23 protein-coding genes are annotated in these 20,187 nt (G+C 61.3%); 12 read left to right on the top strand and 11 right to left on the bottom strand.

Annotation, left to right across the window (positions count from 1 at the left end; translation table 11 throughout):
* Positions 1 to 41: 41 nt before the first annotated feature.
* Positions 42 to 356 (top strand): hypothetical protein, encoded by a 315-nt coding sequence (locus tag HY896_08120; protein MBI5576315.1) that lies wholly within the window; start codon positions 42 to 44, stop codon positions 354 to 356.
* 30 nt (positions 357 to 386) lie between these two features.
* Positions 387 to 938: a DNA-3-methyladenine glycosylase gene (locus HY896_08115; protein MBI5576314.1), complete on the top strand. Its 552-nt coding sequence runs from the start codon at positions 387 to 389 to the stop codon at positions 936 to 938.
* 30 nt (positions 939 to 968) lie between these two features.
* On the opposite strand, the gene HY896_08110 is transcribed toward HY896_08115, so the two are convergent.
* On the bottom strand, positions 969 to 1,217 hold the full coding sequence (locus tag HY896_08110) for a hypothetical protein (protein ID MBI5576313.1): 249 nt from the start codon (positions 1,215 to 1,217) through the stop codon (positions 969 to 971).
* A gap of 117 nt (positions 1,218 to 1,334) precedes the next feature.
* Between HY896_08110 and HY896_08105 the strand changes: the two genes are divergently transcribed.
* A complete protein-coding gene (locus HY896_08105) occupies positions 1,335 to 1,889 on the top strand; it encodes a chalcone isomerase family protein (protein ID MBI5576312.1) in 555 nt (184 codons plus the stop codon).
* Positions 1,890 to 2,007: 118 nt separating this feature from the next.
* Here the strand turns inward: HY896_08105 and HY896_08100 are convergent, their stop codons facing one another.
* On the bottom strand, positions 2,008 to 2,910 hold the full coding sequence (locus tag HY896_08100; protein MBI5576311.1) for an NAD(P)H-binding protein: 903 nt from the start codon (positions 2,908 to 2,910) through the stop codon (positions 2,008 to 2,010).
* A gap of 165 nt (positions 2,911 to 3,075) precedes the next feature.
* Here HY896_08100 and HY896_08095 point away from each other — a divergent pair, with 165 nt between their 5' ends.
* Together HY896_08095 and HY896_08090 are read left to right on the top strand one after the other, a co-directional pair.
* On the top strand, positions 3,076 to 3,261 hold the full coding sequence (locus HY896_08095) for a DUF1059 domain-containing protein (GenBank protein ID MBI5576310.1): 186 nt from the start codon (positions 3,076 to 3,078) through the stop codon (positions 3,259 to 3,261).
* 47 nt (positions 3,262 to 3,308) lie between these two features.
* Positions 3,309 to 4,310, top strand: a complete 1,002-nt coding sequence (locus HY896_08090; protein MBI5576309.1) for a trypsin-like peptidase domain-containing protein — start codon at positions 3,309 to 3,311, stop codon at positions 4,308 to 4,310.
* Positions 4,311 to 4,324: 14 nt separating this feature from the next.
* Here the strand turns inward: HY896_08090 and HY896_08085 are convergent, their stop codons facing one another.
* Together HY896_08085 and HY896_08080 are read right to left on the bottom strand one after the other, a co-directional pair.
* A complete protein-coding gene (locus HY896_08085) occupies positions 4,325 to 6,541 on the bottom strand; it encodes a hypothetical protein (GenBank protein MBI5576308.1) in 2,217 nt (738 codons plus the stop codon).
* 26 nt (positions 6,542 to 6,567) lie between these two features.
* On the bottom strand, positions 6,568 to 7,101 hold the full coding sequence (locus HY896_08080) for a YbhB/YbcL family Raf kinase inhibitor-like protein (protein ID MBI5576307.1): 534 nt from the start codon (positions 7,099 to 7,101) through the stop codon (positions 6,568 to 6,570).
* Positions 7,102 to 7,177: 76 nt separating this feature from the next.
* Here HY896_08080 and HY896_08075 point away from each other — a divergent pair, with 76 nt between their 5' ends.
* Positions 7,178 to 7,609, top strand: coding sequence for a hypothetical protein (locus HY896_08075; GenBank protein MBI5576306.1), 432 nt, complete (start codon positions 7,178 to 7,180; stop codon positions 7,607 to 7,609).
* On the opposite strand, the gene HY896_08070 is transcribed toward HY896_08075, so the two are convergent.
* Genes HY896_08070 through HY896_08060 form a run of 3 tightly spaced genes read right to left on the bottom strand, consistent with a single transcriptional unit; the run spans position 7,582 to position 8,976 of the window.
* Positions 7,582 to 7,860, bottom strand: coding sequence for a hypothetical protein (locus HY896_08070; GenBank protein ID MBI5576305.1), 279 nt, complete (start codon positions 7,858 to 7,860; stop codon positions 7,582 to 7,584). The genes HY896_08075 and HY896_08070 overlap by 28 nt on opposite strands.
* Before the next feature lie 2 nt (positions 7,861 to 7,862).
* Positions 7,863 to 8,507 (bottom strand): hypothetical protein, encoded by a 645-nt coding sequence (locus HY896_08065; GenBank protein MBI5576304.1) that lies wholly within the window; start codon positions 8,505 to 8,507, stop codon positions 7,863 to 7,865.
* 37 nt (positions 8,508 to 8,544) lie between these two features.
* Positions 8,545 to 8,976, bottom strand: coding sequence for an ester cyclase (locus tag HY896_08060; protein ID MBI5576303.1), 432 nt, complete (start codon positions 8,974 to 8,976; stop codon positions 8,545 to 8,547).
* A 176-nt stretch (positions 8,977 to 9,152) separates the two neighbouring features.
* Here HY896_08060 and HY896_08055 point away from each other — a divergent pair, with 176 nt between their 5' ends.
* Positions 9,153 to 9,500 (top strand): hypothetical protein, encoded by a 348-nt coding sequence (locus HY896_08055; GenBank protein MBI5576302.1) that lies wholly within the window; start codon positions 9,153 to 9,155, stop codon positions 9,498 to 9,500.
* On the opposite strand, the gene lexA is transcribed toward HY896_08055, so the two are convergent.
* Entirely contained in the window at positions 9,501 to 10,118 is a 618-nt protein-coding gene (gene lexA / locus HY896_08050) for a transcriptional repressor LexA (GenBank protein MBI5576301.1), read from the bottom strand.
* A gap of 30 nt (positions 10,119 to 10,148) precedes the next feature.
* On the bottom strand, positions 10,149 to 11,459 hold the full coding sequence (locus tag HY896_08045; protein ID MBI5576300.1) for a GGDEF domain-containing protein: 1,311 nt from the start codon (positions 11,457 to 11,459) through the stop codon (positions 10,149 to 10,151).
* A 191-nt stretch (positions 11,460 to 11,650) separates the two neighbouring features.
* Here HY896_08045 and HY896_08040 point away from each other — a divergent pair, with 191 nt between their 5' ends.
* Both HY896_08040 and HY896_08035 read left to right on the top strand, forming a co-directional pair.
* Positions 11,651 to 12,481, top strand: coding sequence for an NAD-dependent deacetylase (locus HY896_08040; protein MBI5576299.1), 831 nt, complete (start codon positions 11,651 to 11,653; stop codon positions 12,479 to 12,481).
* 115 nt (positions 12,482 to 12,596) lie between these two features.
* A complete protein-coding gene (locus HY896_08035; protein MBI5576298.1) occupies positions 12,597 to 14,483 on the top strand; it encodes a PAS domain S-box protein in 1,887 nt (628 codons plus the stop codon).
* Positions 14,484 to 14,547: 64 nt separating this feature from the next.
* Here HY896_08035 and mdh read toward each other — a convergent pair whose 3' ends face one another.
* On the bottom strand, positions 14,548 to 15,501 hold the full coding sequence (gene mdh / locus HY896_08030; protein MBI5576297.1) for a malate dehydrogenase: 954 nt from the start codon (positions 15,499 to 15,501) through the stop codon (positions 14,548 to 14,550).
* Positions 15,502 to 15,632: 131 nt separating this feature from the next.
* A complete protein-coding gene (locus tag HY896_08025) occupies positions 15,633 to 16,514 on the bottom strand; it encodes a histone deacetylase (protein MBI5576296.1) in 882 nt (293 codons plus the stop codon).
* 167 nt (positions 16,515 to 16,681) lie between these two features.
* Here HY896_08025 and serC point away from each other — a divergent pair, with 167 nt between their 5' ends.
* From serC to HY896_08010, 3 genes are all read left to right on the top strand, one after another.
* The gene (gene serC / locus HY896_08020) at positions 16,682 to 17,806 is read left to right on the top strand and encodes a 3-phosphoserine/phosphohydroxythreonine transaminase (GenBank protein ID MBI5576295.1); all 1,125 of its coding nucleotides are present in this window, start codon (positions 16,682 to 16,684) and stop codon (positions 17,804 to 17,806) included.
* A gap of 301 nt (positions 17,807 to 18,107) precedes the next feature.
* Complete coding sequence (locus HY896_08015; protein ID MBI5576294.1) at positions 18,108 to 19,658, top strand: radical SAM protein; 1,551 nt, start codon at positions 18,108 to 18,110, stop codon at positions 19,656 to 19,658.
* Positions 19,659 to 19,660: 2 nt separating this feature from the next.
* Positions 19,661 to 20,187 (top strand): MBL fold metallo-hydrolase (locus HY896_08010; GenBank protein MBI5576293.1); only part of this gene is annotated, 527 nt, incomplete at its 3' end.

Here is a 20,187-nt window from a genome sequence, read left to right as displayed (position 1 = left end):
CTGCTATCATATAATATGTCCGTTGTGGAGGGGAATCGAAGATGACCGATTCTGCCGGAAACAGCTCGACGGTCCAGGTGGATTGCCCGTGCTGCGGGGCGCGCCTGTCGATCGACGCCGCCCGTGGAATTGTCCTGGAAAGCCGCCAGCCCGTCAACCCACGCAAGGAAGCGTCCCTGTCGGACGCCCATCAGGTTCTCCGCGAGGAAACGTCCCGAATCCACGAGAAATACAAGCAGATCGTCGAATCGGATAAGGGGCGAGGCGAAACGATGGAGAAGAAGTTCAAGGAATTCCTCGAAAAGTCCAAGGATGAGCCGGCCCCCAAACCGGTGCGCGACATCGACCTCGATTGAATATCAGCCGTTTTCGCCTTGCATGCAGGCATGCTGAAACTTCCTCGTGAATTTTACGACCGGGACACGGTCGAAGTAGCAAGGGAATTGCTCGGGAAACACCTGGTTCGCTCGACGAACGGAGCTGCGCGCGTCGGCAGGATAGTGGAGGTTGAAGCATATGTGGGACCCCACGATCTTGCGGCGCATTCCTCCCGCGGATTTACCGAGCGGACGAAGGTCATGTTCGGACCTCCGGGCCACGCGTACGTCTACATGGTCTACGGCATGCATTTCTGTATGAACGCCGTGACGGAGCGGGACGGACACGCTTCCGCCGTTCTCCTGCGGGCGATCGAGCCGGTGCGGAACGTCGAGGGGCGAACGCAGGGTCCCGGGCTTTTGTGCAGGGCGATGGGGATCGACAAGCGCCTGAACGGCCACGATCTTACCGGCGACGAGTTCTTCATCGCCGAACCGGAAGAGCCCGGGCCGCTTACGGTAGTGAGGCGGCCGCGGGTCGGGGTGGACTACGCCGGGGCGTGGGCGAAACGCCGCCTCCGGTTCTACATACGCGGCAACCCGTTCGTTTCGAGGATATAGCCCGGGCCGGCGTTACCCGGCCTCACCGCTTCAGCTCGCCTTTCTCAGCCAGATCCTCATCGCCTTCGCCTTTGTAGCCGTCGGTTCCTCGTAAGTCAGCGTTCGGATCAGGCCGATCGTTTCTCCCTTTTCCCCCGACGTGGAGGCGTCGCAGACGGATATCACCTTACGTATCTTGCGGGAGGAAAGGAAATCGCCGACCTCCTTGTCCAATTCATCCAGTTCTTGCCGTGTATGGAATATCCTGAGTTGCGTCGTGAAGGTTTTGACTTTTATCATCGGAATTCACCTCCAGTCGGTCCGTACGCATTAGAGACGCGCAGGAACGCCGTGGTTTCCGGATACGGGATTCGGTTATAGTGATGGGCGGATGAGATAACGCACCGGGAGGGGATCATGAAACGATTGGCGGCCGTCCTTGCCGTTTTGCTGATTTCCGCAAACTCGTACGCCGTGGAGGTGTCGGGGGTAACAATCGAGCCGTCGGTCCGCGTGAAGGAAAAAACGCTTGCGCTCAACGGCTACGGCATCCGGAAAAAGCTGTTTTTCAAGATTTACATCGGATCGCTGTACACCGCAAAGCGTGTCTCGACTCCGGCGGAGCTGCTTGCCGATCCCGGCGACAAGCTCATCCGGATGAATTTCCTGCACAGCAAGGTCGAGAAGGAAAAGATCACAGGGGCGTTCGCGGAGGGATTCGCGAACAACAGCCCCGACGTGGCGGCATCCGGCGATGCGAAGACGTTCCTTTCATTCTTCACCTCCGATTTCGTCAAGGGGGATGTCGTCGATCTGGCCTTGAGCGGAGACGGTACGGTCGTCGCGAGGCACAACGGCAAAGTGCTGGGCACTATCCGCACCGCGAAACTGGCGAACGCCATCCTTTTGATTTACGTCGGGCCTAAACCGGCCAGCGAAGACCTGAAAAAAGGGATGCTGGGAATACGGTAACCGGATTCCACGATTACAGGCCGCCGGACCGGGGGGCGGCCGTGCGCTTTCATTGGGCCGCCGATGGCGTCCCCAATTCCCCCGGTCTCGGCAATCGAACTTTCACACCCGGTCCGTATCATGCGGCGGCCTTGTAGGCCGGAGCGAAGACCGTCTTGACGAACTCCTCGAGCGGCGTGGGCGTGGTGTTTTCCGCATTGCGTTCCTGCGTGGCCTGGATCCGCCCCGCGTTGAATCCGCGTTCCATCTCCAGAAACGCTTCGATCACGCTGTCCGAGAGCCCCATGCGGGCCATCGCCTTGCGGGCCTCGTCCTCGGGGAACTGCACGTAGCGCAGATCCGGTTTCCCGATTGCCGCGCCGATTATGCGCGTCGCCTCCGAAAGCGTCAGGTCGCGCGGGCCGAGAAGGTACTGAACGGAATGACCGGTGAATTTCCCTTCCAGCAGCAACCTGGCCGCCCTGCCCGCTATGTCCTTCGTCGCCACCATGGGTATGGGGACGTCGGGACGTACCGGGCTTCCGTTCACCCCGTTTTCGCGGATTGCGGAAATGCTCCATAGGTGATTCTCCATGAAATAGGCGGGCCTGAGGCAGACGAACGCCGTGTCGCGCACCTTTTTCGATTTCAATTCGAGGTCGTGAAGGCCCAGGACGGGACCTGTCCCTTCGGACAGGTTGGCCCCGATGCTGCTCAGTATCACCACGCGCGGGACATGGGCTTTTTCGAGCGCCGATACGATCGAATCCCCGATCCTGTCCTGGTACTTGCGGAAATCCGGTGCGTCGTGTTTCGGCGGGATCAGGACGAAAGCGCCTCTTGCCCCCGCAAGCACCCTTTCGAGAAATGCCGGGTCTCCGATATCTCCCGGCCACGGTTCCGCGCCTTTCGATGCCAAGGGCCCCAGCCGGACCCGTTCCCTCGCTATGGCGCGTACGGGTTCGCCCGCATCGAGCAGCTTCCCTACGATCCTCGATCCGATGTTTCCGGTCGCGCCGCAGATCACAAAAGGCGATTTCATCTCGTTCCTCCCCGTTCTGCTTGTCGTTTCAAAAAATTAGATTCCGGCGGATGTTCCGAAGGTCCGCTTTCGGCGGGAATTCGTTCGGCGGAACCTCGAGACGCGTGCATTACATCAAAATAACGGACACTCGAGGAAAAATGCATTCGATCAGGGAGGCGGCCCATGAAGAAAATCCTGTATTGCAAGGAACTGGTGTCGGGATGCCAGGAAGTGTTCCGGGGGGATACCGAGGAGGAAGTCCTGGATCGCGCATCCGAGCATTCGAAAAACGTGCATCATCTGAAGGAGATCCCCAAGAACCTGAGGAAAAAGATGCACCGCCTCATACAGGATGAGAAGGCGGCGTAACGGCGTTTCACACGGCAATTTTGACCACGATCGGCGGCGGCGAGGATATGGATGAAAATATAATCCCGTCCGGCAGGTACGAAAACGGGCTTGCGGGCAGGAAGGACGTGGAACTGCTGGATGCCTACTCTCGGGCCGTGACTGCCGTGGTGGATGCGGTCGGTCCCTCCGTCGTCGGCATCTTCGTCGGTCGCGACGCTCCGGGCGGGAACGACGTCGAACCGGTCGGCGCGGGATCGGGCGTCATCCTGACGCCTGACGGATACGTCCTTACAAATCACCATGTGGTGGGCGGCGCGGAGCATGTGCGGTTGACTCTGACGGACGGAACGAGTCTCGGCGCGTCCGCAGTGGGCTCGGATCCTCCGAACGACCTCGCCGTCGTGCGGGCGAACGGCTCGGGGCTGCCGTACGCGGCGCTGGGCGATTCCTCCACGCTGCGTGTGGGACAGCTTGCGATCGCCATCGGGAATCCCTATGGTTTCCAGTCCAGCGTGTCGACAGGGGTCGTGAGCGCCACGGGGAGAAGTATGCGGAGCCTGGACGGACGCATGATCGATAACGTGATCCAGCACACCGCACCGTTGAACCCCGGGAACTCCGGCGGGCCGCTTGTAGATTCGAAGGGGCGGATCGTCGGTATCAACACGGCGATCATCGCCGCAGCGCAGGGTATCGGGTTCGCCGTTCCGGCCAACACGGCCCGGCATGTGGTGTCGCATATACTTGCTTATGGCAAGGTCCGCCGGGGATACCTGGGGATTACCGGACGGTCGAGGCCGCTTCCGAGGCGCGTCGTGCGCTATTTCAACCTGGCGCGTGAATCCGGCGTGGAGGTGGTTTCACTCGATCCGCGGGGCCCCGCGAACGTGTCGGGCATCAGGCCGGGGGATATCCTGGTGGAGTTGAACGGACATCCGGCGGAAAGCGTCGACGCGCTGCACCGCCTGCTGTCGGAGACCGGGGCGGGGGAGACGGCGAGCATCGGGCTGCTGCGCGGGACGGAGCGGTTGACCGTGCAAGTCGGCATCGGTGAAGCGGCCGCCTGAACGCAGACCAAGGTTCATCGGATAAGCCCGAGCAGTTCCTCCTCCGCCTCGCTCAGCATCTCTTCGTAGCGGGGAAGATCCGGCGTTTCGTTGCCGTCCAGGAACCCCATCGCCCGTCCTTTTCCGTCGGCCAGCAGGTACCGGATCTTCGATCCCGGCCGGAGCGCCACGCCGCGCCCGCACAGCTCGCGGGTGACCGCGGCGGCGACGGTGTTCGCGACGTACTGCCCGGGCGGTTTGGACAGGCGCCGGGCGACGGCCAGCGCCTCGGGCGGGACGCGTCCCTCGCGCAGCGCGGCCGCGGCGTGCTCCCTTATACCGCGCAGCTCCGGCAGCATGGCAGCAAGTTCCGAGGCCGTTTCCGCCGCGGCCATCCGCGCCAGGAGCTCCCGCTGGAGGGCGGCGACGAGCGGGGGAGTGTCCGACCGGCGCATCGCGATCCCGCGAGCCTTTATCTCGCCGGTGGAGAATGTTCCCGCGAACCGGTTGGGGACGGCCACCGCCGGGTTCCGCTTCGACGGAAGGAACATGAGCCATCGGTAGACCCCTTCCAGCGCGATCGGCATCCCGGTTTCGTCCGTGATACGTTCCGCGAGCTCCCGGTAATCGCCTTCGGACGCGCCGTGACGCTTGACCCAGATGGCGTCGGTCAGCCCGTGCAGGAAGAGGAAACCGTCGCGCTCCGCGATCTCCTTTGCGGCCAGGAGCTTCTCCCGTCCCCAGGCGGTGACCGCCTCGTGCGCCTCGATGCGGCCGAACCTGGCGTTCCGGTATCCCAGGAACCCGAAACAGACCACCAGGAGCCACTTGAGCGCCGTCTGGCGTTTCCGGAACAGATCGCGTTCCTCGGGGAAGGCGCACGCCGCCTGCCGTATTTTGAGCAGGCGCCGCTTGGCGAGGATCGGGGCGATCGTATCGGGCACAAGCCCCCTGCGGCGGACGCACGTGTGGGCGCCGATCTCGGGCACCGGCGTGCCCCTGCGGCCTCCGGGCGCATGCTTTCCGCAGCATCCGCAGTTGATCGTCTCGGGGGATATGTTGTAGCGGTCCATGAGGGAGGGGTACATCGAAGCGAAGTCGAGCTCGCCCACATTCCCGTGCAGGCCCGGACGCGGCAGATAGGTCAGCCCCCCCTTGTCGGTAACGACGAGGTCGGCGCCGGACTTGAACTCCTCCGGCTCGCGTTTCTTGTATGGCACCAGGATCCCGCGGCGCAGGGCGGTAGCCACCTGCATCGCGGAGATGGCCGTTCCGGGCGAGGTCCGGGCGAGGCGCTGCAGGGGGATGCCGGAGAGGCGCGCCAGCTCGATGAGCCCGGGCAGGCCCGTCTCCCCGAAAAGGAAGGAGTTGCGGGCGTCAACGTGCCAGCGGCCGGAAAGGGTGTGGGGCGCCGCGAGGAAGACAACGCGGCCGTAGGAAAGGTACGACCGCTCCTTCGCGCGGCGGACGGCGCCGCCGGGAGTCGGAACGCGCGCCGGGCGCCCGAGGGGAAGGGGTACGCGGAGCCGGCCGGCCAGCTCCAGCAGGCGCGGCATGAGGTAATCGTCCCCGTACTCGGTGACGAGCAGGTCGGGATCGGCCGTTTTCAGGAGCCGCAGCAACTCACGGAGAAACTCCTCCCCGTCTTCCCACAGCAGTGTGTGCGTTACGCCGTCCGAGACGAATTCCAGCGGGCGGGTCCTTCCGTGCGCCGGGTGGCCTTTCCCCTCCATTCTCAGAAGCGCGGTGGAAAAGGAGGGGAGCGGCGCGTCGATTTCCCACGGGGAATCGAGGATCCGGATGGAAAGGATCGCGCCGTCGTACCCGCACTCCACGCGGGCATGCGAGAGCGGGTAGAGGCCGGTGGCGTAAGCGAACTGCTGCTCCGGGGCGATGTCGGCGTCGAAGAGGGCTTCGGGACCGAACGCTTTTTCGGCTCTCCGGACGGCGGCGCCCAGCAGCCCCGGAGCGGCGACGGTGAACTTCCACGCCGGAAGGCGCCTGCCGGAGAAGAATTCGGCGCCTTCCCGCCGCTCAAGGGAGCAGTTCCAGCGGGCGGCGGCCGCGCGGAGGCCGGCCTCTCCAAGGTGTTTCCCCGCCAGGGCGAAGGATGGGCGGAAGGGAGCGCGCAGGGGAACCGTTTCCCCCGTCTCCGTGCGGAACCAGACGGTCATTCCGCCCGCGTCGGGGATCGTGTCGAACACCCACCCGGCCATGTTCCGCCGGGACGCTTCCGCCGGACCCTTGTCCATATAGGTATGTTAGCATACCCATATGGCTATTTTCTGCGGTACAGCCCTATCAGCTCGGCCTTGCCGAGCAGATGCCCCTTCATCGCCTGCTCGAGCTGCGCCTTCGTGGCGCCCGGCTGCAGCGCCAGGGGGGCGTCCAGCGCGTACAGCTTGAAATAGTACCGGTGCGTCCCGGAAGGCGGGCAGGGCCCGCCGTAGCCCTGTTTCCGGAAGTCGTTGGTTCCTTGAAGGGCTCCCTTCGGGATGGAATTTTCGGGGACCGAATCCACGCCGGGCCCCATGTTCCACATCACCCAGTGGACCCAGGTTCCCATCGGGGCGTCCGGGTCGTCTACGACCAGCGCGAGGGATTTCGTTTTAACGGGAATGTTGCCGATCGACAGCGGCGGATTGACGTCGGCGCCGTCGCACGTGTATTTCGGCGGAATCAACCCTTGATCCTCGAAAGCCGGGCTTGCGATGAACAGGTCGTCCATTTTCTTTCCCTCCTCTGCGGCGCCCGGAAACGGGATGAGCGACAAGACGACGGCCGCCAGCAGCGCGGTTGCGGAATTTCTCATGGCATCCTCCGGCGTTTAGATGAAAAAAGAAGAGGATTTTCTTCGATGCGCATCTCAACTGCAGGGGAGGCGCGATTTGAAAATCAGAAGGTATCCGGAGAGAATCCTCGTTTACGAGGCGCTCGGCTTTCTCGCGATCCTCGCCATGGTCCTCATGGACGAAATCTACGAGATGCCGAAGAGGTTGTTCGCGAAATACACGAGTCAGCCCGAAATGTGGGAAGGATCGTTCGAAGTGATAACGGTCATTCTCGTCGCCGTCGTCATCCTCCTCGCGACCAACCGGCTGGTGTTGCGGTTGTTCCGTTTGGAAGGATTCCTGAAAGTCTGCGCGTGGTGCAGGAAGATCCAGTATGAAGGCGAATGGACTTCAGTCGAAAAAATCTTCTCCTCGGGGTTCGACACGCAGACTACGCACGGGATGTGCCCCGACTGCTTCGAAAAATCGAAGGGGAGCAATCCGCTCCGGGCCGTCCGCCGTCACTCGAGGCGCCGCGCCTCGCACTGACGGGCCAGCTCGTCGACCCGCCGGGAAAGCTCCCTTACCGCCCGTCTTTCCTCGACGAGAATGCTCATGAGGATCGCCTCGAAGGGCAGTGCCCGGCCCGAGCAGGCGCAGGCGGCCGTGTGGTAGCGGGCCGCCGCGAACAGCTCGTCGAACAGCTCCCGGTCCTCCCGGCGAAGCGCCCGGCGGAACGCTTTCCAGGATTCCTCCTCGCGGTACAGTTCCTGGGTGAAGGAAAGCACGGTGCGTCCCATCGTCATCCTCCCGGGAGGCCGGCGCGCCGGGAATCGCTCCGGCGCAGCTCCCATCGCCGGCCGTCACCTTCCTTCAACAGGAAAAGCGCGGGGTCGGCGGTCTGCGCAAGGTGCCGGAAGAGCCCTTCCCTGTTTTCCGCGGCCGGCAGGGGGGAGAAGCGTCCCCCGTCCCGCGGCGCCGCCTTGCCGACCAGGACGACGCGGACGCCTTCCATGGATATCCGCCGGAGCGCGGAGAGGCAGCTCCGGAAGAGCCGGCACGCCTCCGCGTAAGGGACGTCGGCGTCCGTGAACGTCTCGGGCAGTCCCAGGATCAGCGCCAGCCGTGCGTCGTACCGGGACAGGGCGGCCGGCAGCTTGCGGACGAGGAGCGCCTCCATCTGGTGGCAGGTGAACGCCCTGGAGACGCGGATGCGGGAGAGGGCTTCCCTCCCGCTTCCGCCCAGCGCCGCGGCCGCTTTTCCGATCGCGTACGGGTCGAATCGGTTCCCCCCGTCCACGGCCACGACGGGTTCTCCGCGAAGGAGAGGGCGGGCCAGCGCCCGCAACGCCAGGGGGCAGGCCCCCTCCCCGAAGATTCCCGCCAACTTCCCCCGCGGCGGGGAGAGGCAGATGGAAGAGGCCCGTTCGATGTCGACCTGCGGCATGGAGAGCGGGCCATCCATATAGGTATGTTAACATACATCAAGCGGCTTTCGCGATTCCTATCTGTTGCAGCAGCGTCGCCATGTCGAAGTAATGGCGCAGCGATTTGGCCTTGCCCTCCTCGATTTCCACGATCAGGCATGCGGGTACTTCCACCGGCCTGCCGGTAGCAGGGATCCGGCCCCCCGGTGTCTCCAGCGGCCCCCTGTGCGTGCCGTGCCACGTTACCTCCAGCACTACGGTGCTGCCGCTGACGTGCGGCGAGTGGAACGTCGCCTTCGCATCGGGGAATGCGTTGCTCCATCCCATCCAGCATTCGAGCAGATGCTCGATGCCGCGCGTTTTCCGTTGAGTGGGCACTTCATCGTAGAGCACTCCTGCCGTAACGCAGGTCATCAATGCATTCCAGTTCTTTTCGCCGAAGGCGATGACGGGCGCCTTGGCTGCGTCGATCAGGGATTGCTGCGGCATCTCTTCCTCCTTCTTTCCCGATGGATGCGGGAGACGAAAATAAATGTTGACGGACCGCCGCGTCGATTACTCTTAGATCGTTTTCCGGACGCACCCGGTTCGGTCCGGGAACTATCAAAGAGTAACGGGAGGAAAAGGGCGCCGATGAAGAAATCGTGCAGGCAAGGAGAGGACTTATGAGATACGCGTCGACCCGGATGAAGATCTGCGGAGGATCGGGAGCGGTCCTTGCGCTTTTCGCGTTCCTGGCCGTAGCGGCGTGCGCGCAGCCCGCCGTTGCGGGCGGGCGCGAAATAGTCGGAACAATAGTGAAGATCGATCCGGCCGAAGGGACATTTTCCGTGACTGACGGAATGGGCGTACGGTGGAACTACAAGGTTGTCCAGGGCGCGGAGGTCGACCTCTGGGATTTCAGGGAAGGCGACCGGGTCGAAGTGAGCATCGCACGCGCCACCCCGCTGAACATGATGAGCGCCGCCGACTATTTCAGGAAGGGGGACAGGATCGTCAAGATACCCTACTGATCAAATTTTCCGGTAAATGCCGACGACCTTGCCCGCTATGCGGAAAGAGGAGGAATCGGAAGGGACGATGATCGTCGGGTAGGCCGGATTTGCGGCCTCGAGACGGATTTTTCCCCTTTGCCTGGAGAAACGCTTGACCGTGGCTTCCCCGTCGATCACGGCCACGACGATGTCGCCGTCATCGGCGCCTTGCTGCGACCGGACCAGGACGTAGTCCCCGTCACGGATGTGCGCATCCATCATGCTTTCCCCCTTGACGCGAAGCGAGAAAATCTCGCCGCTTCCCGTCAGGGACGGATCGAGAAACAACTCCTCCTCGAGTTCTTCGACGGCTTCGAGGGGGTTTCCCGCCGGGACCCGTCCGAGCACGGGAACCCTGATCGGGACAGGGTGCGACGGCTCGTCCGGGAATTCGATCCGCCGGGCCATGTGCCTGCCGCGCCGTATGTATCCTTTCCGCTCCAGGACATCCAGGTAGTAGAAACCGTTTTTCTCGGCTATTCCGAACCTGGCGGCGATCTCCCTGGCCGTGGGGGCGAACCGGTTCCGCGCCATGAACTCCCGTATAAACGTCAGTACCTGGCGCTGGGATACCGTCAATGGAGCGGTATTCGCCATGCATGTAGGTTAACATACTTACGGAAAACTTTACTTGATTATTTCCTTCAGCGGGGGTGCAGGCGGAAGAACCCCGTCCTCCGGTCCGGTTTCCGGCTGCGGGATTTTTTCGTCTTTCGCGGCATGGTGGCAGATGACGCTTCCGTCCAGCCCCAGGGATTGCGCCACGATCATCCTGTTCCGGCCGGTACGTTTCGCCTCGTAGAGCGCGGCATCGGCCGCGTTCATCAGTTCGGTCGTCGTGATCCCGTTGGCAGGATAGACCGCCAGGCCGCCGCTTATCGTGATCCGCACGGGATCGGCATAGCCGGGGAGAGAGATACCCGTGCCCGCGATTTTTCCCCTCAGTTGATCGGCGTACTTCTGCGCCTGTTCCATGTTCGACGACGTCATCAGCACCATGAACTCATCGCCGCCGTAGCGTCCGACAAGGTCCGAGCTTCTGGTGTTATGGCGGACTATCTCCGCCAGCTTCTTTATAACCTGGTCTCCCGCGGTGTGCCCGTAGGTGTCGTTTATGTTCTTGAACTCGTCGATATCGAACATGAAGAGGGAAATGGCCTGGCCGTAGTTTTCCGCCCGGCGGATCTCGATTTCGAATCTCTGAAGGAAATGCAGCCGGTTCGATACGCCGGTGAGATGATCGGCCCACGTCCTGGTGATGCCCGAATCGATCAAGGTGGCGTTACGCAAAGCCACGGAAAAGAGGTCGGCCAGCATGGAAATGTTTTTCCGTTCCTCGTCGAGGGGAAGGGGACTTCCCGCGACCACGAGAACCCCCATGATTCCCGATACGCCGAATACCGGGGCGACGAAATCGGGAAAAACGTTCATCTGCTCAAGGGACTGCTGCGACAGGCGCCGTCCTGCCGAGGAAAGGGAATCCACCCGGGCGACGACCACCTTCTTCTGGAGGGCCATACCGAGGATTCCTTCGTCCGATTTGATCCTTATGTTTCCCTGCCAGTCCTGCGGGAAACCGACCCCTACTTCCAGCGTGTAATCGGAGGTATCGTCCACGGGCGCGAAGAAACCCGCCTGCCTCGCATGGAACAGGTCCTTGGCGCAACGCACTGCGATCGAAGGGAGGGCGTCCTGCGGCAGCCTTTCGGTGAGTTTCTTTGCGATCAGCGGTATGGAGTTGGCGATTTCGTTCTTCCGCGCCAGGGTTTTCTTGAGGCGGTGCAACTCCTGGGACAGATCGGTCAATTGCTGCTGCCTGTAATTGTTCTGGACGGCCTCCCGATGCAGGGTCCGTCTCCTGATCACGTACTCCACAATCAGAGCCGCCGCGAGGATCAGCAGGACCGATTTCGCGATAAGGAACGGAAATGAATCCACTGGTTTTTACTCCATGTTGCATTTCACGTTAAGTTTCAACTGCTTGCCATAACCTTAAAACAAAGGTAGAACTCCATTCCTAGCCTTAAAAGCCTTATCGGAAAACGACCGGGAAAGTTTATCGCTATAAGGCCTATCCGCTTCCCTATCGACGTTACGGCTTGCTATATTCGGAAGGTGGAGGAATAGGCATGGACCTGCTGGAAGCGTGCCGGCGTGCGGCGGATGCGATAGGGAAGGCGCGGGCGCTTGTGATCGCCTCTGGAGCGGGGATGGGAGTGGATTCCGGGCTGCCGGATTTCCGGGGAGAAAAGGGATTCTGGAACGCCTACCCGATGTACGAGAGACTCGGGATAACCTTTGTCGGCGCAGCCAATCCCGCGCATTTCGGCCGCGATCCAGCGTTCGGCTGGGGTTTCTACGGACACCGCGCCAACCTCTACCGCAGCACGGAGCCTCATGAAGGTTTTCGTATCCTTCGGGGGTGGGTGGAACGATTCGGGCTGAAAAAATTCATAGTCACATCCAACGTGGACGGCCATTTCCAGAAGGCCGGTTTCGGGGAGGAGGATGTGCTGGAAATTCACGGATCGATCCATCACCTTCAATGCCTTTCACCCTGCACCGATGAAATCTGGCCGAATCGCGAGGAGATTCCCGTAAACGAGGAAACCATGCGGGCGCTCAGGATTCCGTCGTGCATCCGGTGCGGAGGCACGGCAAGACCCAATATCCTGATGTTCGGCGATTTTTCATGGCTGAGCAACCGAACCGATTGCCAGGAAAACCGGTTCGACAGGTTCCTCGAAGAGAACATGGGCGGCGAGACGGCGGTCGTCGAAATCGGCGCCGGGACCGCGATTCCGACGATACGGAGCATGTGCGAACGAATGGGGCGGCGGACAGGCGCGACCGTAATCCGGATCAATCCGGGGGAGCCATGGATCGACGACCCCCACCTGTCGATCCCGGATGGTTCGCTTGCGGCGCTCCGAACGATAGAGGGGTTTCTTTCCCGATAGCCTTGTCAGATTCTACTTGTTTTGATTTCTTAAATTCCGATAATGCTATTGGTATGTCTTCCTGCAAGGTTTCGTGTTTCCAGGTTTCCAAATCGGATATCGAGGGGGCGGATCGATGAAGAACCGTCAAATCGACTTCAGGGAGTTGATCGATTCCCTGCCTCAGTCGGTATTCGAAATGGACCTGGAAGGAAACCTGACGTTCGCGAATCGCCACGCCGGCGAAACCTTCGGATTTACCGGTGAGGATATCGAGAAGGGGATCGATATCTTCCGGGTTCTCGATTCCGGCAGCAGGGACCGGGTGGAAGAGAACATCCTGCGCGCGGTGAACGGGCTGAAACCCAACGGCAACGAATACAAGGCCAGGCGGAAGGACGGCTCGTCGTTGTTCGTTCACGTGTACGCTGCTCCGATCCGGCGGGACGGCAACGTCGTGGGCTTCCGGGGGATCATCGCGGACATCACCGCGAAAGGCGGCAGCGGGACGGAGCTTCAGGAGGCGATCTATCGTGTCAATGTGGAGAAGGCCAGGCTGGAAGGCATCATCGATGCCATGGGGGACGGGATCAGCATAGTCGACAGGGATTTCAAGGTGCTGTACCAGAACAACGCGCACAGGGACATAGTCGGGCCGCACGTCGGCGAATATTGCTACGAGGCGTATCACAAGCTGCCCGCAGTGTGCGATGACTGCCCGATGGAAAAAGTCTTCAGGACAAGCAAGGTTCACAGGATCGAACGGTCCGTGGCGGCGGACCGGGGATTGAAACACGTACAGATGTCCGCTTCGCCGCTCAAGGACGCGGCGGGAAACATCGTGGGAGGGATCGGGGTCGCACGGGACATAACGGAAAAGAGGAGGATGGAGGAGGAACTGATCCAGTCGAGGAAGCTCGAATCGCTCGGCGTGCTTGCAGGCGGCATCGCCCACGACTTCAACAACCTCCTTACAGCCATCAGGGGGAACATCGCCCTGTCCATGATGGCCTCCGCCCAGGGGAAGAAGGAGGGCCAGCGGCTGCTGGAAGCTGAGAAGGCATGCCTTCTCGCACAGAACCTGACGCAGCAGCTTCTCACGTTCTCCAAGGGAGGCGCACCCGTAAGGAGCGCCGCTTCCATACGTGACCTGATCGACGAATCCGCCGTGTTCGCCCTGCGCGGATCCGACGTCCGGTGCGAATTTTCCTTCCCTGCCGATCTCTGGCCGGCGGACGTGGACGCGGGCCAGATCAGCCAGGTCGTCAACAACTTGATACTGAACGCCGACCAGGCGATGCCGGACGGGGGATCGATCCGGATCGAGGGTGAGAATTTCACGGCTGCGCCGGGGAATTCCCTGCTCCTCAAGGAAGGAAAGTACGTAAAGGTCTCCATAAGCGACCATGGGATCGGGATCCCGCCGGAAAACCTCGACAAGATATTCGACCCGTACTTCACCACGAAACCCAAGGGGTCAGGACTGGGGCTGACCACGGTCTATTCCATCATTAACAGGCACGGCGGGAACATCGTCGTGGAATCGGAACCGGGGAAGGGGACGACGTTCCGCTTTTACCTCCCCGCTTCCGGGAAGCAGGCGGCACCCGAATCCAGGACGGATGAGACGGTATTCCGCGGGGTGGGGAAAATCCTTGTGATGGATGACGAGCAGATCATCCTCGACGTTATCGGCGAGATGCTCACGAAACTCGGCTACCGCGTGAGCGTCGTCCGTGACGGGGATGAGGCGTCCCGGCTCTATCTGCGCGCCCTTGAGACAGGCGAGCCGTACGATGCGGTCATCCTGGACCTGACGGTCCCCGGGGGGACGGGGGGAGTGGAGGTCGTGCGGAGACTGCGGGAGGCCGATCCGGGCGTGGCGGCGATCGTCTCGAGCGGATATTCCAACGACCCGGTCCTGTCGAACCACGCGCACTACGGGTTCCGGGGCAGGGTGAGGAAGCCGTTCACGATCCAGGAGTTGAGCCGGGAAATCCATCTAGTGATGAGACGGGGTTAAAGATAATACAAGGCGCCGCCCCCCGGACCGCGCCGGACCGGAGGGCGGCAAACTGCGGAATGCGTTATTTAAGCGTGTCGACCAGCCCCTTCACGGCGGCGACCGACTTGTCCATCAACGCCTGCTCTCCGGCGTCGAGCTTGAACTCGATGATCTTCTCCACGCCGTTGGCGCCCAGCACGCAGGGCACGCCCACGAAATATCCCTTAACCCCGAACTCTCCGTTCAGGTAGACGCAGGAGGCGAGGACTCGCTTCTGGTCCTTCAGGATAGACTCGACCATGGCGAGGGTGGAGGAGGCGGGGGAGTAGAACGCGGACCCGGTCTTGAGCAGGGCGACCACTTCGCCGCCCGCCTTGCGGGTGCGGTTCACCATGGCTTCCATGACTTCCTTCGCCTTGGCGGCGCTGCCGTACTTCCTCTCCAGCAGCTCCATCACGGGAATGCCGGCCACGCTGGTGTACCGGACGAGGGGCACCATGTCGTCGCCGTGCCCGCCCAGGGTCATCGCCGTCACGTCGCGGACGGAGACGCCGAGCTCCCAGGAGATGAACGTCGCGAACCGGGCCGAGTCGAGGACTCCGGCCTGGCCGATGATCTTGTTGTACGGGATGCCGGTGATCCGCTGGCAGAGGGTGACCATGGCGTCCAGGGGGTTGGAGATGACGATGACGAACGCGTTGGAGGCGAATTTCTTTATCCCCTCGGAGACCTGGGTCATGATCTTGGAGTTGACTTCGATCAGGTCGTCGCGGCTCATGCCGGGCTTGCGCGGGAGGCCCGCCGTCACTATGACGACGTCGGAGCCGGAGATGTCCGCGTAGTTGTTGGTTCCCTTAAGCGTAACGTCGAACCCGTCAACCTTGGAGGCCTCCGCGATGTCGAGGCACTTGCCTTGAGGCATTCCCTCGACGATATCGAACAACACGACGTCGCCGAGTTCGCGCAGTGCGCAAAGCTGGGCGAGCACTCCGCCGATCTGACCGCCACCGATAATCGCAATCTTCTTCCTTGCCATGGGCTGCCCCTCCTTGTGGTTGTGGAAAATAGCTCAGGATGAATACGTTGAACCGGACTATAACACAGAATCGACTGTATACTGTATATATAAAAAATACGGAGGGCGGACCGGCCGGCGTCGGGACAGCATCAGCCGGTTCCTGCCAACGTATCGAGAATCGGGGGTATCAGATACGTCGCCAACCGGGTATGTGAACCGCCGCCCAGAACCACTTCAAGCCTTCCCCCGCAGATTTCTTCCGACAGGTCCCGCATAAGGGCGGCGATATTCCAGTAGCAGGGGCCTGTAAGGCCGATGTCGCCGTAATCACCCTGATGAGTGTCGAATCCGAAATACCAGAACACCAGGTCGGGGCGGAAGCTTCGCGCCCGTGCGGGGAACTCGCGGGAAACCGTATCGAAATAGAGGTCGTTCATCGATCCGCCGGTCCACCGCCCTTCGCCGGGGTCGGGGAACGGGAGATCGACTTTCGTTCCGTCGGGCGATTCGTGGCTCATTCCGCACACGCAGACGTGGAGGATGTCGGTATCGTCAAGGAAGAGATCGCGGGTGCCGTCGCCGTGATGGGCGTCGGTGTCCAGTATGGCGAAACGCCTCCACCCGAATTTTTCACGCAGGTTGACGATGCAAAGGGCGACATCGTTGAAGCAGCAATATCCGCCGAAAAAATTGCTTCCCGAATGGTGTCCGCCCGCGCCGATGAATGCGAAGGCGTTGGCGATTTCACCTTCCGCGATTTTTTCCCCCGCCGTCACCACGCCGCCCGCGGAGTGCCATGCTGTGGAGCAGAGGGGATCCGCCTTCACGCCTTCGATCAGGTCCGGGGTGTGGACCTTAAGCAGCAATTCGGCGGATACGGGTCCGGGTTCGTACATCCTCGCCCGGCCGCCCTTCAGCACCGTGTCCATGGCACCGGGAAAGTCCGCCAGCCTCGATCCGACGGTAAGATAGCTTCGCCTTGAAAAGGAGGGGTGATAGAAAATTCCCGTTGGGAGGCTGGAGCGGGGCATCGGATGCAGTATACAACGTTTCTCTTGACGGTTCGCCCCGCCCTTGGAAAAATGGGAAACCGGCCCGCGGCCGATGAAGCCTGCATTCCCGCTGCGAACCCTGGCGGGAAATACGGGCGAGAGGCGCGACCCGCGGCAATCCCCTCCGCGCCTTGGCGAGGACACTTATGAGCCGAAAGATCAATTTCAACGCCGGCCCGGCCGCCCTTCCACTGCCTGCGCTGGAGCGCGCGCGCGAAGAAATGCTCGATTTCGCGGGTAGCGGCATGTCGGTGATGGAGCACAGCCACCGCGGCAAAGAGTACGAAGGTGTGCACGATGAGGCGATAGCGCTCGTCAGGGAGCTGCTGGGCGTCCCGGCGAGCTACGAGGTCCTTCTCCTCCAGGGAGGGGCTACGGCGCTCTTCGCGCAGATCCCCCTGAACCTCCTTGAAAAGGGGAGCATCGCCCAGTATCTGATCACCGGCGCATGGGGCGAGAAGGCGCTCGGAGAGGCGAAGATGGTTTCGGCGTTGTTCGGCGCAAACGTCGCAGTGCAAAGCCTTGGAGTCGGAGAAGGGAAGGAGAAGAAGTACACCAGGGTTCCGGCGCCCGCCGACGTCAAGGTCGATCCTGCGGCCGCCTATCTGCACATCACCTCCAACGAGACGATCCACGGCGTGGAGTTCAATGCGGACTCCACGCGGGGATTTCCCTCAACCGGGAGCGTTCCGCTCGTCGCCGACATGTCGAGCGACTTCCTGTGGCGGTCCTTCGACATCACGAAATTCGGCATCGCCTACGCCGGAGCCCAGAAGAACATCGGCCCGTCCGGCGTGGTGGTGGTCGTGATATCGAGGGAGCTGATCGAGAAGGGCAGGAAGGACATACCCAAGATCTGGCAGTTCCGCACGCACGCGGACAACAAGTCGCTGTATAACACTCCCCCGACATTCGGCGTATACATGGTCCGCAACGTCCTCGCCTGGCTGAAGGGTCAGGGCGGGCTTGCGAAGGTCGAGGAAATCAACCGGAAAAAGGCGGGCCGCCTCTACGGCGTGATCGACAAGAACCCGCAGTTCTTCCGCTCCCCGGTGGAGAAGGAGAGCCGGTCGGTGATGAACGTGGTATTCCGGCTTCCGAGCGAGGAACTCGAGGCGAACTTCATCGCCGAGGCGAAAAAAGCCGGCATGGTCGGGCTCAAGGGGCACAGGTCCGTCGGAGGGATCCGGGTTTCGATGTACAACGCCGCATCCTACGAGTGGGTGGATACTCTCGCTTCGTTCATGGAGACGTACGCGAAAGGGAAATAGGCTTGCGCGCCTGACAAATCCGGTAAGCAGGAAAGACGCATAACAGGAAAGCCTCCTGATCGCAAAAACAGGAGGCTTTCCTGATTTAACGGCACCGGCGAAGCGACACAAGCGATGTTTTTAATGTTGTATATCAGTAGAAGTTCCCCATTCAAAAAAAGATTTGCATTTTCGGAAACCGGTTATATTATGTTTTCCTCTGTCCGAGGGGTTTTATATAAAGCCAGAGGGAACGAACCTGGACAAAGTCGTCCTGATCGAGCTAAGTCCTTCCGTTCCCAATCTGGGCAAATTTATCGTCATGCCCAGGTTCGGAATGCTCGTGATCTCTTCCGTTCTTTCCGACAGGACGGATTACGACGTATCCCTTCTTTTCCAGCCGTACGTGGGATCCATCGACATCGAAAGCGTCGCCCGGGAAGAACCTAAATTCGTCATGGTCAACGGCCTTACCGCGACCGCGAACGAGAACGAGGTTTTCCTTGCGAAGCTCCGCGAGCGGTTGGGGCGTGACGTTCCCGTCATAGCGGGGGGAGAACACGCCACCCTTTATCCTGATGATGCCAGGCGCTACGCCGACTATCTCCTCGCGTACGAGGGGGACGATTCGGCGGTCGCGCTCCTTTCGGCGCTCGAGGAAAAAGACGCCATGTCGAGGGATTCGTTGCTTTCCCAGATCCCGGGACTGCATTACAGGGACCTGGGCGGGAAGTGGCGCTTCAACCATGAGCCGGCAAGGATCGCACGGATAGACTACCGATACGATTTTACCGTCGTCCCCGGCGCAGAGGACGCGGGAAAAAGGTTCCGCACGGCGCATATGCCGATCCAGACTTCGCGGGGCTGCAAGTTCGCCTGCTCCTTCTGCACCTGGATCGGATTGTTCGGAAAATCGGGATATTACGTGCGTCCGATGGAAGATGTTCTTCATGATGTGCTGCATACCGTCGAATACACCGGCATCAGGAACTTCGTTGTTTGCGATAACCTGTTCGGCGGCGACATCGCGTATACGGAAGAGCTGATGCACCAGCTCCTGCGTGCTTTCGATGGCCGCGAAGACAAACCGGCGCTGACGGCCCTGTGCCGCGCCGACCAGTTTGCCGGAGGCGCCGGCGTTTTTCCGGAGAAAACGCTCAAAATGATGGCCCGCGCCGGGTTCGCCAGGGCATGCCTCGGACTGGAATCGATCAATTCGCGCAGCCTCCTGCAGATGAGGAAAAAGACCGACCTGCAGAAATATTACGCGGCGATCGAGACCCTTAGGAGGTGCGGGATCCAGGTCCCGGCGACCTTCGTGGCCGGGTTCGACGGGGACAGCTACGAGGACGTGGTCAACATCGCCGAGTTCGGGGAACGGGTCGGCCTGTTCAATATCCAGGTATATGCCCGCGGCATCGTGCCGGGCACCATGGACGAAATGCTGTCGGCGGGCCGCAATATCCCCGGCCGGCTCGACAAGTACTTCAACGGCCACGCCGTCACCATTCTTCCCGCCCGGATGCTTCCAAGCCAGCTCCAGCGGGCCATATTCGAAGCCCCCTATCGTTTCCACCGGGGGAGCGCCCTGAAAGACCGGCTTGCATTGCGCGCTTTCCAGATGATATGGAACGGTCTCGAGCCCCACTACGCGGGTCTCCTGGAACTCGAGAAGGAATTCCTCATCCCGCAGGGAATATACAAGGCTAACGGCTCGGGGTACTTCCTGAACGAAAAGACGCTCCACGCCCTTGTGGAGGACGAGGAGAGATACGACGCCTACGCGATGAAGGCCGCGTCGATATTCCGGAACACGGACCTCCATGCGCCCGCTCGCGCCGGCCATCCGATGGAAGTGATCGCCACCGCCTGACCATGGTTCAAGCCGACGTCGTCGAAGGCGGCGTGGTCCGGTTCGTCATGGCCCGCCGCTTACTCGGCAAGAAACTTTATCGCTCCGCCTGTTTCCTCGTGGACGGCCTGCTCGTCGATACGGGGATATTTCATCTTCGGAAAAGTTTCCTCAAATCCCTTTCGGGGCGCAGCGTCTTCGCGATCGTCAACACCCATTCCCACGAGGACCATATCGGCGCCAACGCGCTTCTGCAGGAGCGCCGGGGCGTTCCCGTCTATGCCCACGACAAGGCGTTACGGGTAATTTCGGATCCGCGAAAGCTTCGCCTCCTTCCGTATCAGAGGCTGTTCTTCGGCGAGCCATCGCCGTCCGCGGGAAAGCCCGTCGGAAATACCTTTTCGACGGAGCATTGCAGGTTCCGCGTGATTCATTCCCCCGGCCACTCCCCGGATCATATCGTGCTTTTCGAGGAAAACAGGGGATGGCTATTCTCGGGCGACGCATTCATCGGCGGCCAGGACCGCGTATTGAGGGATGGGTACGACGT

The organism is Deltaproteobacteria bacterium, assembly GCA_016218975.1.
Lineage (GTDB): Bacteria > Desulfobacterota > Deferrimicrobia > Deferrimicrobiales > Deferrimicrobiaceae > JAENIX01.
The sequence above is the reverse complement of the archived record's forward strand: the minus strand, read 5'-3'. Positions and strand labels throughout refer to the sequence as shown.

Excerpts from the sequence above, each read along its gene's own strand:
- HY896_08035 (MBI5576298.1), top strand. The coding sequence starts at position 12,597 with ATGAAGAACCGTCAAATCGACTTCAGGGAGTTGATCGATTCCCTGCCT.
- HY896_08090 (MBI5576309.1), top strand. The coding sequence starts at position 3,309 with ATGGATGAAAATATAATCCCGTCCGGCAGGTACGAAAACGGGCTTGCG.
- HY896_08040 (MBI5576299.1), top strand. The coding sequence starts at position 11,651 with ATGGACCTGCTGGAAGCGTGCCGGCGTGCGGCGGATGCGATAGGGAAG.
- HY896_08055 (MBI5576302.1), top strand. The coding sequence starts at position 9,153 with ATGAGATACGCGTCGACCCGGATGAAGATCTGCGGAGGATCGGGAGCG.
- HY896_08085 (MBI5576308.1), bottom strand. The coding sequence starts at position 6,541 with ATGGACAAGGGTCCGGCGGAAGCGTCCCGGCGGAACATGGCCGGGTGG.
- mdh (MBI5576297.1), bottom strand. The coding sequence starts at position 15,501 with ATGGCAAGGAAGAAGATTGCGATTATCGGTGGCGGTCAGATCGGCGGA.
- HY896_08025 (MBI5576296.1), bottom strand. The coding sequence starts at position 16,514 with ATGCCCCGCTCCAGCCTCCCAACGGGAATTTTCTATCACCCCTCCTTT.
- HY896_08110 (MBI5576313.1), bottom strand. The coding sequence starts at position 1,217 with ATGATAAAAGTCAAAACCTTCACGACGCAACTCAGGATATTCCATACA.
- lexA (MBI5576301.1), bottom strand. The coding sequence starts at position 10,118 with ATGGCGAATACCGCTCCATTGACGGTATCCCAGCGCCAGGTACTGACG.
- HY896_08100 (MBI5576311.1), bottom strand. The coding sequence starts at position 2,910 with ATGAAATCGCCTTTTGTGATCTGCGGCGCGACCGGAAACATCGGATCG.
- serC (MBI5576295.1), top strand. The coding sequence starts at position 16,682 with ATGAGCCGAAAGATCAATTTCAACGCCGGCCCGGCCGCCCTTCCACTG.
- HY896_08070 (MBI5576305.1), bottom strand. The coding sequence starts at position 7,860 with ATGGGACGCACCGTGCTTTCCTTCACCCAGGAACTGTACCGCGAGGAG.
- HY896_08095 (MBI5576310.1), top strand. The coding sequence starts at position 3,076 with ATGAAGAAAATCCTGTATTGCAAGGAACTGGTGTCGGGATGCCAGGAA.
- HY896_08120 (MBI5576315.1), top strand. The coding sequence starts at position 42 with ATGACCGATTCTGCCGGAAACAGCTCGACGGTCCAGGTGGATTGCCCG.
- HY896_08015 (MBI5576294.1), top strand. The coding sequence starts at position 18,108 with ATGCCCAGGTTCGGAATGCTCGTGATCTCTTCCGTTCTTTCCGACAGG.
- HY896_08065 (MBI5576304.1), bottom strand. The coding sequence starts at position 8,507 with ATGCCGCAGGTCGACATCGAACGGGCCTCTTCCATCTGCCTCTCCCCG.
- HY896_08060 (MBI5576303.1), bottom strand. The coding sequence starts at position 8,976 with ATGCCGCAGCAATCCCTGATCGACGCAGCCAAGGCGCCCGTCATCGCC.
- HY896_08115 (MBI5576314.1), top strand. The coding sequence starts at position 387 with ATGCTGAAACTTCCTCGTGAATTTTACGACCGGGACACGGTCGAAGTA.
- HY896_08080 (MBI5576307.1), bottom strand. The coding sequence starts at position 7,101 with ATGAGAAATTCCGCAACCGCGCTGCTGGCGGCCGTCGTCTTGTCGCTC.
- HY896_08105 (MBI5576312.1), top strand. The coding sequence starts at position 1,335 with ATGAAACGATTGGCGGCCGTCCTTGCCGTTTTGCTGATTTCCGCAAAC.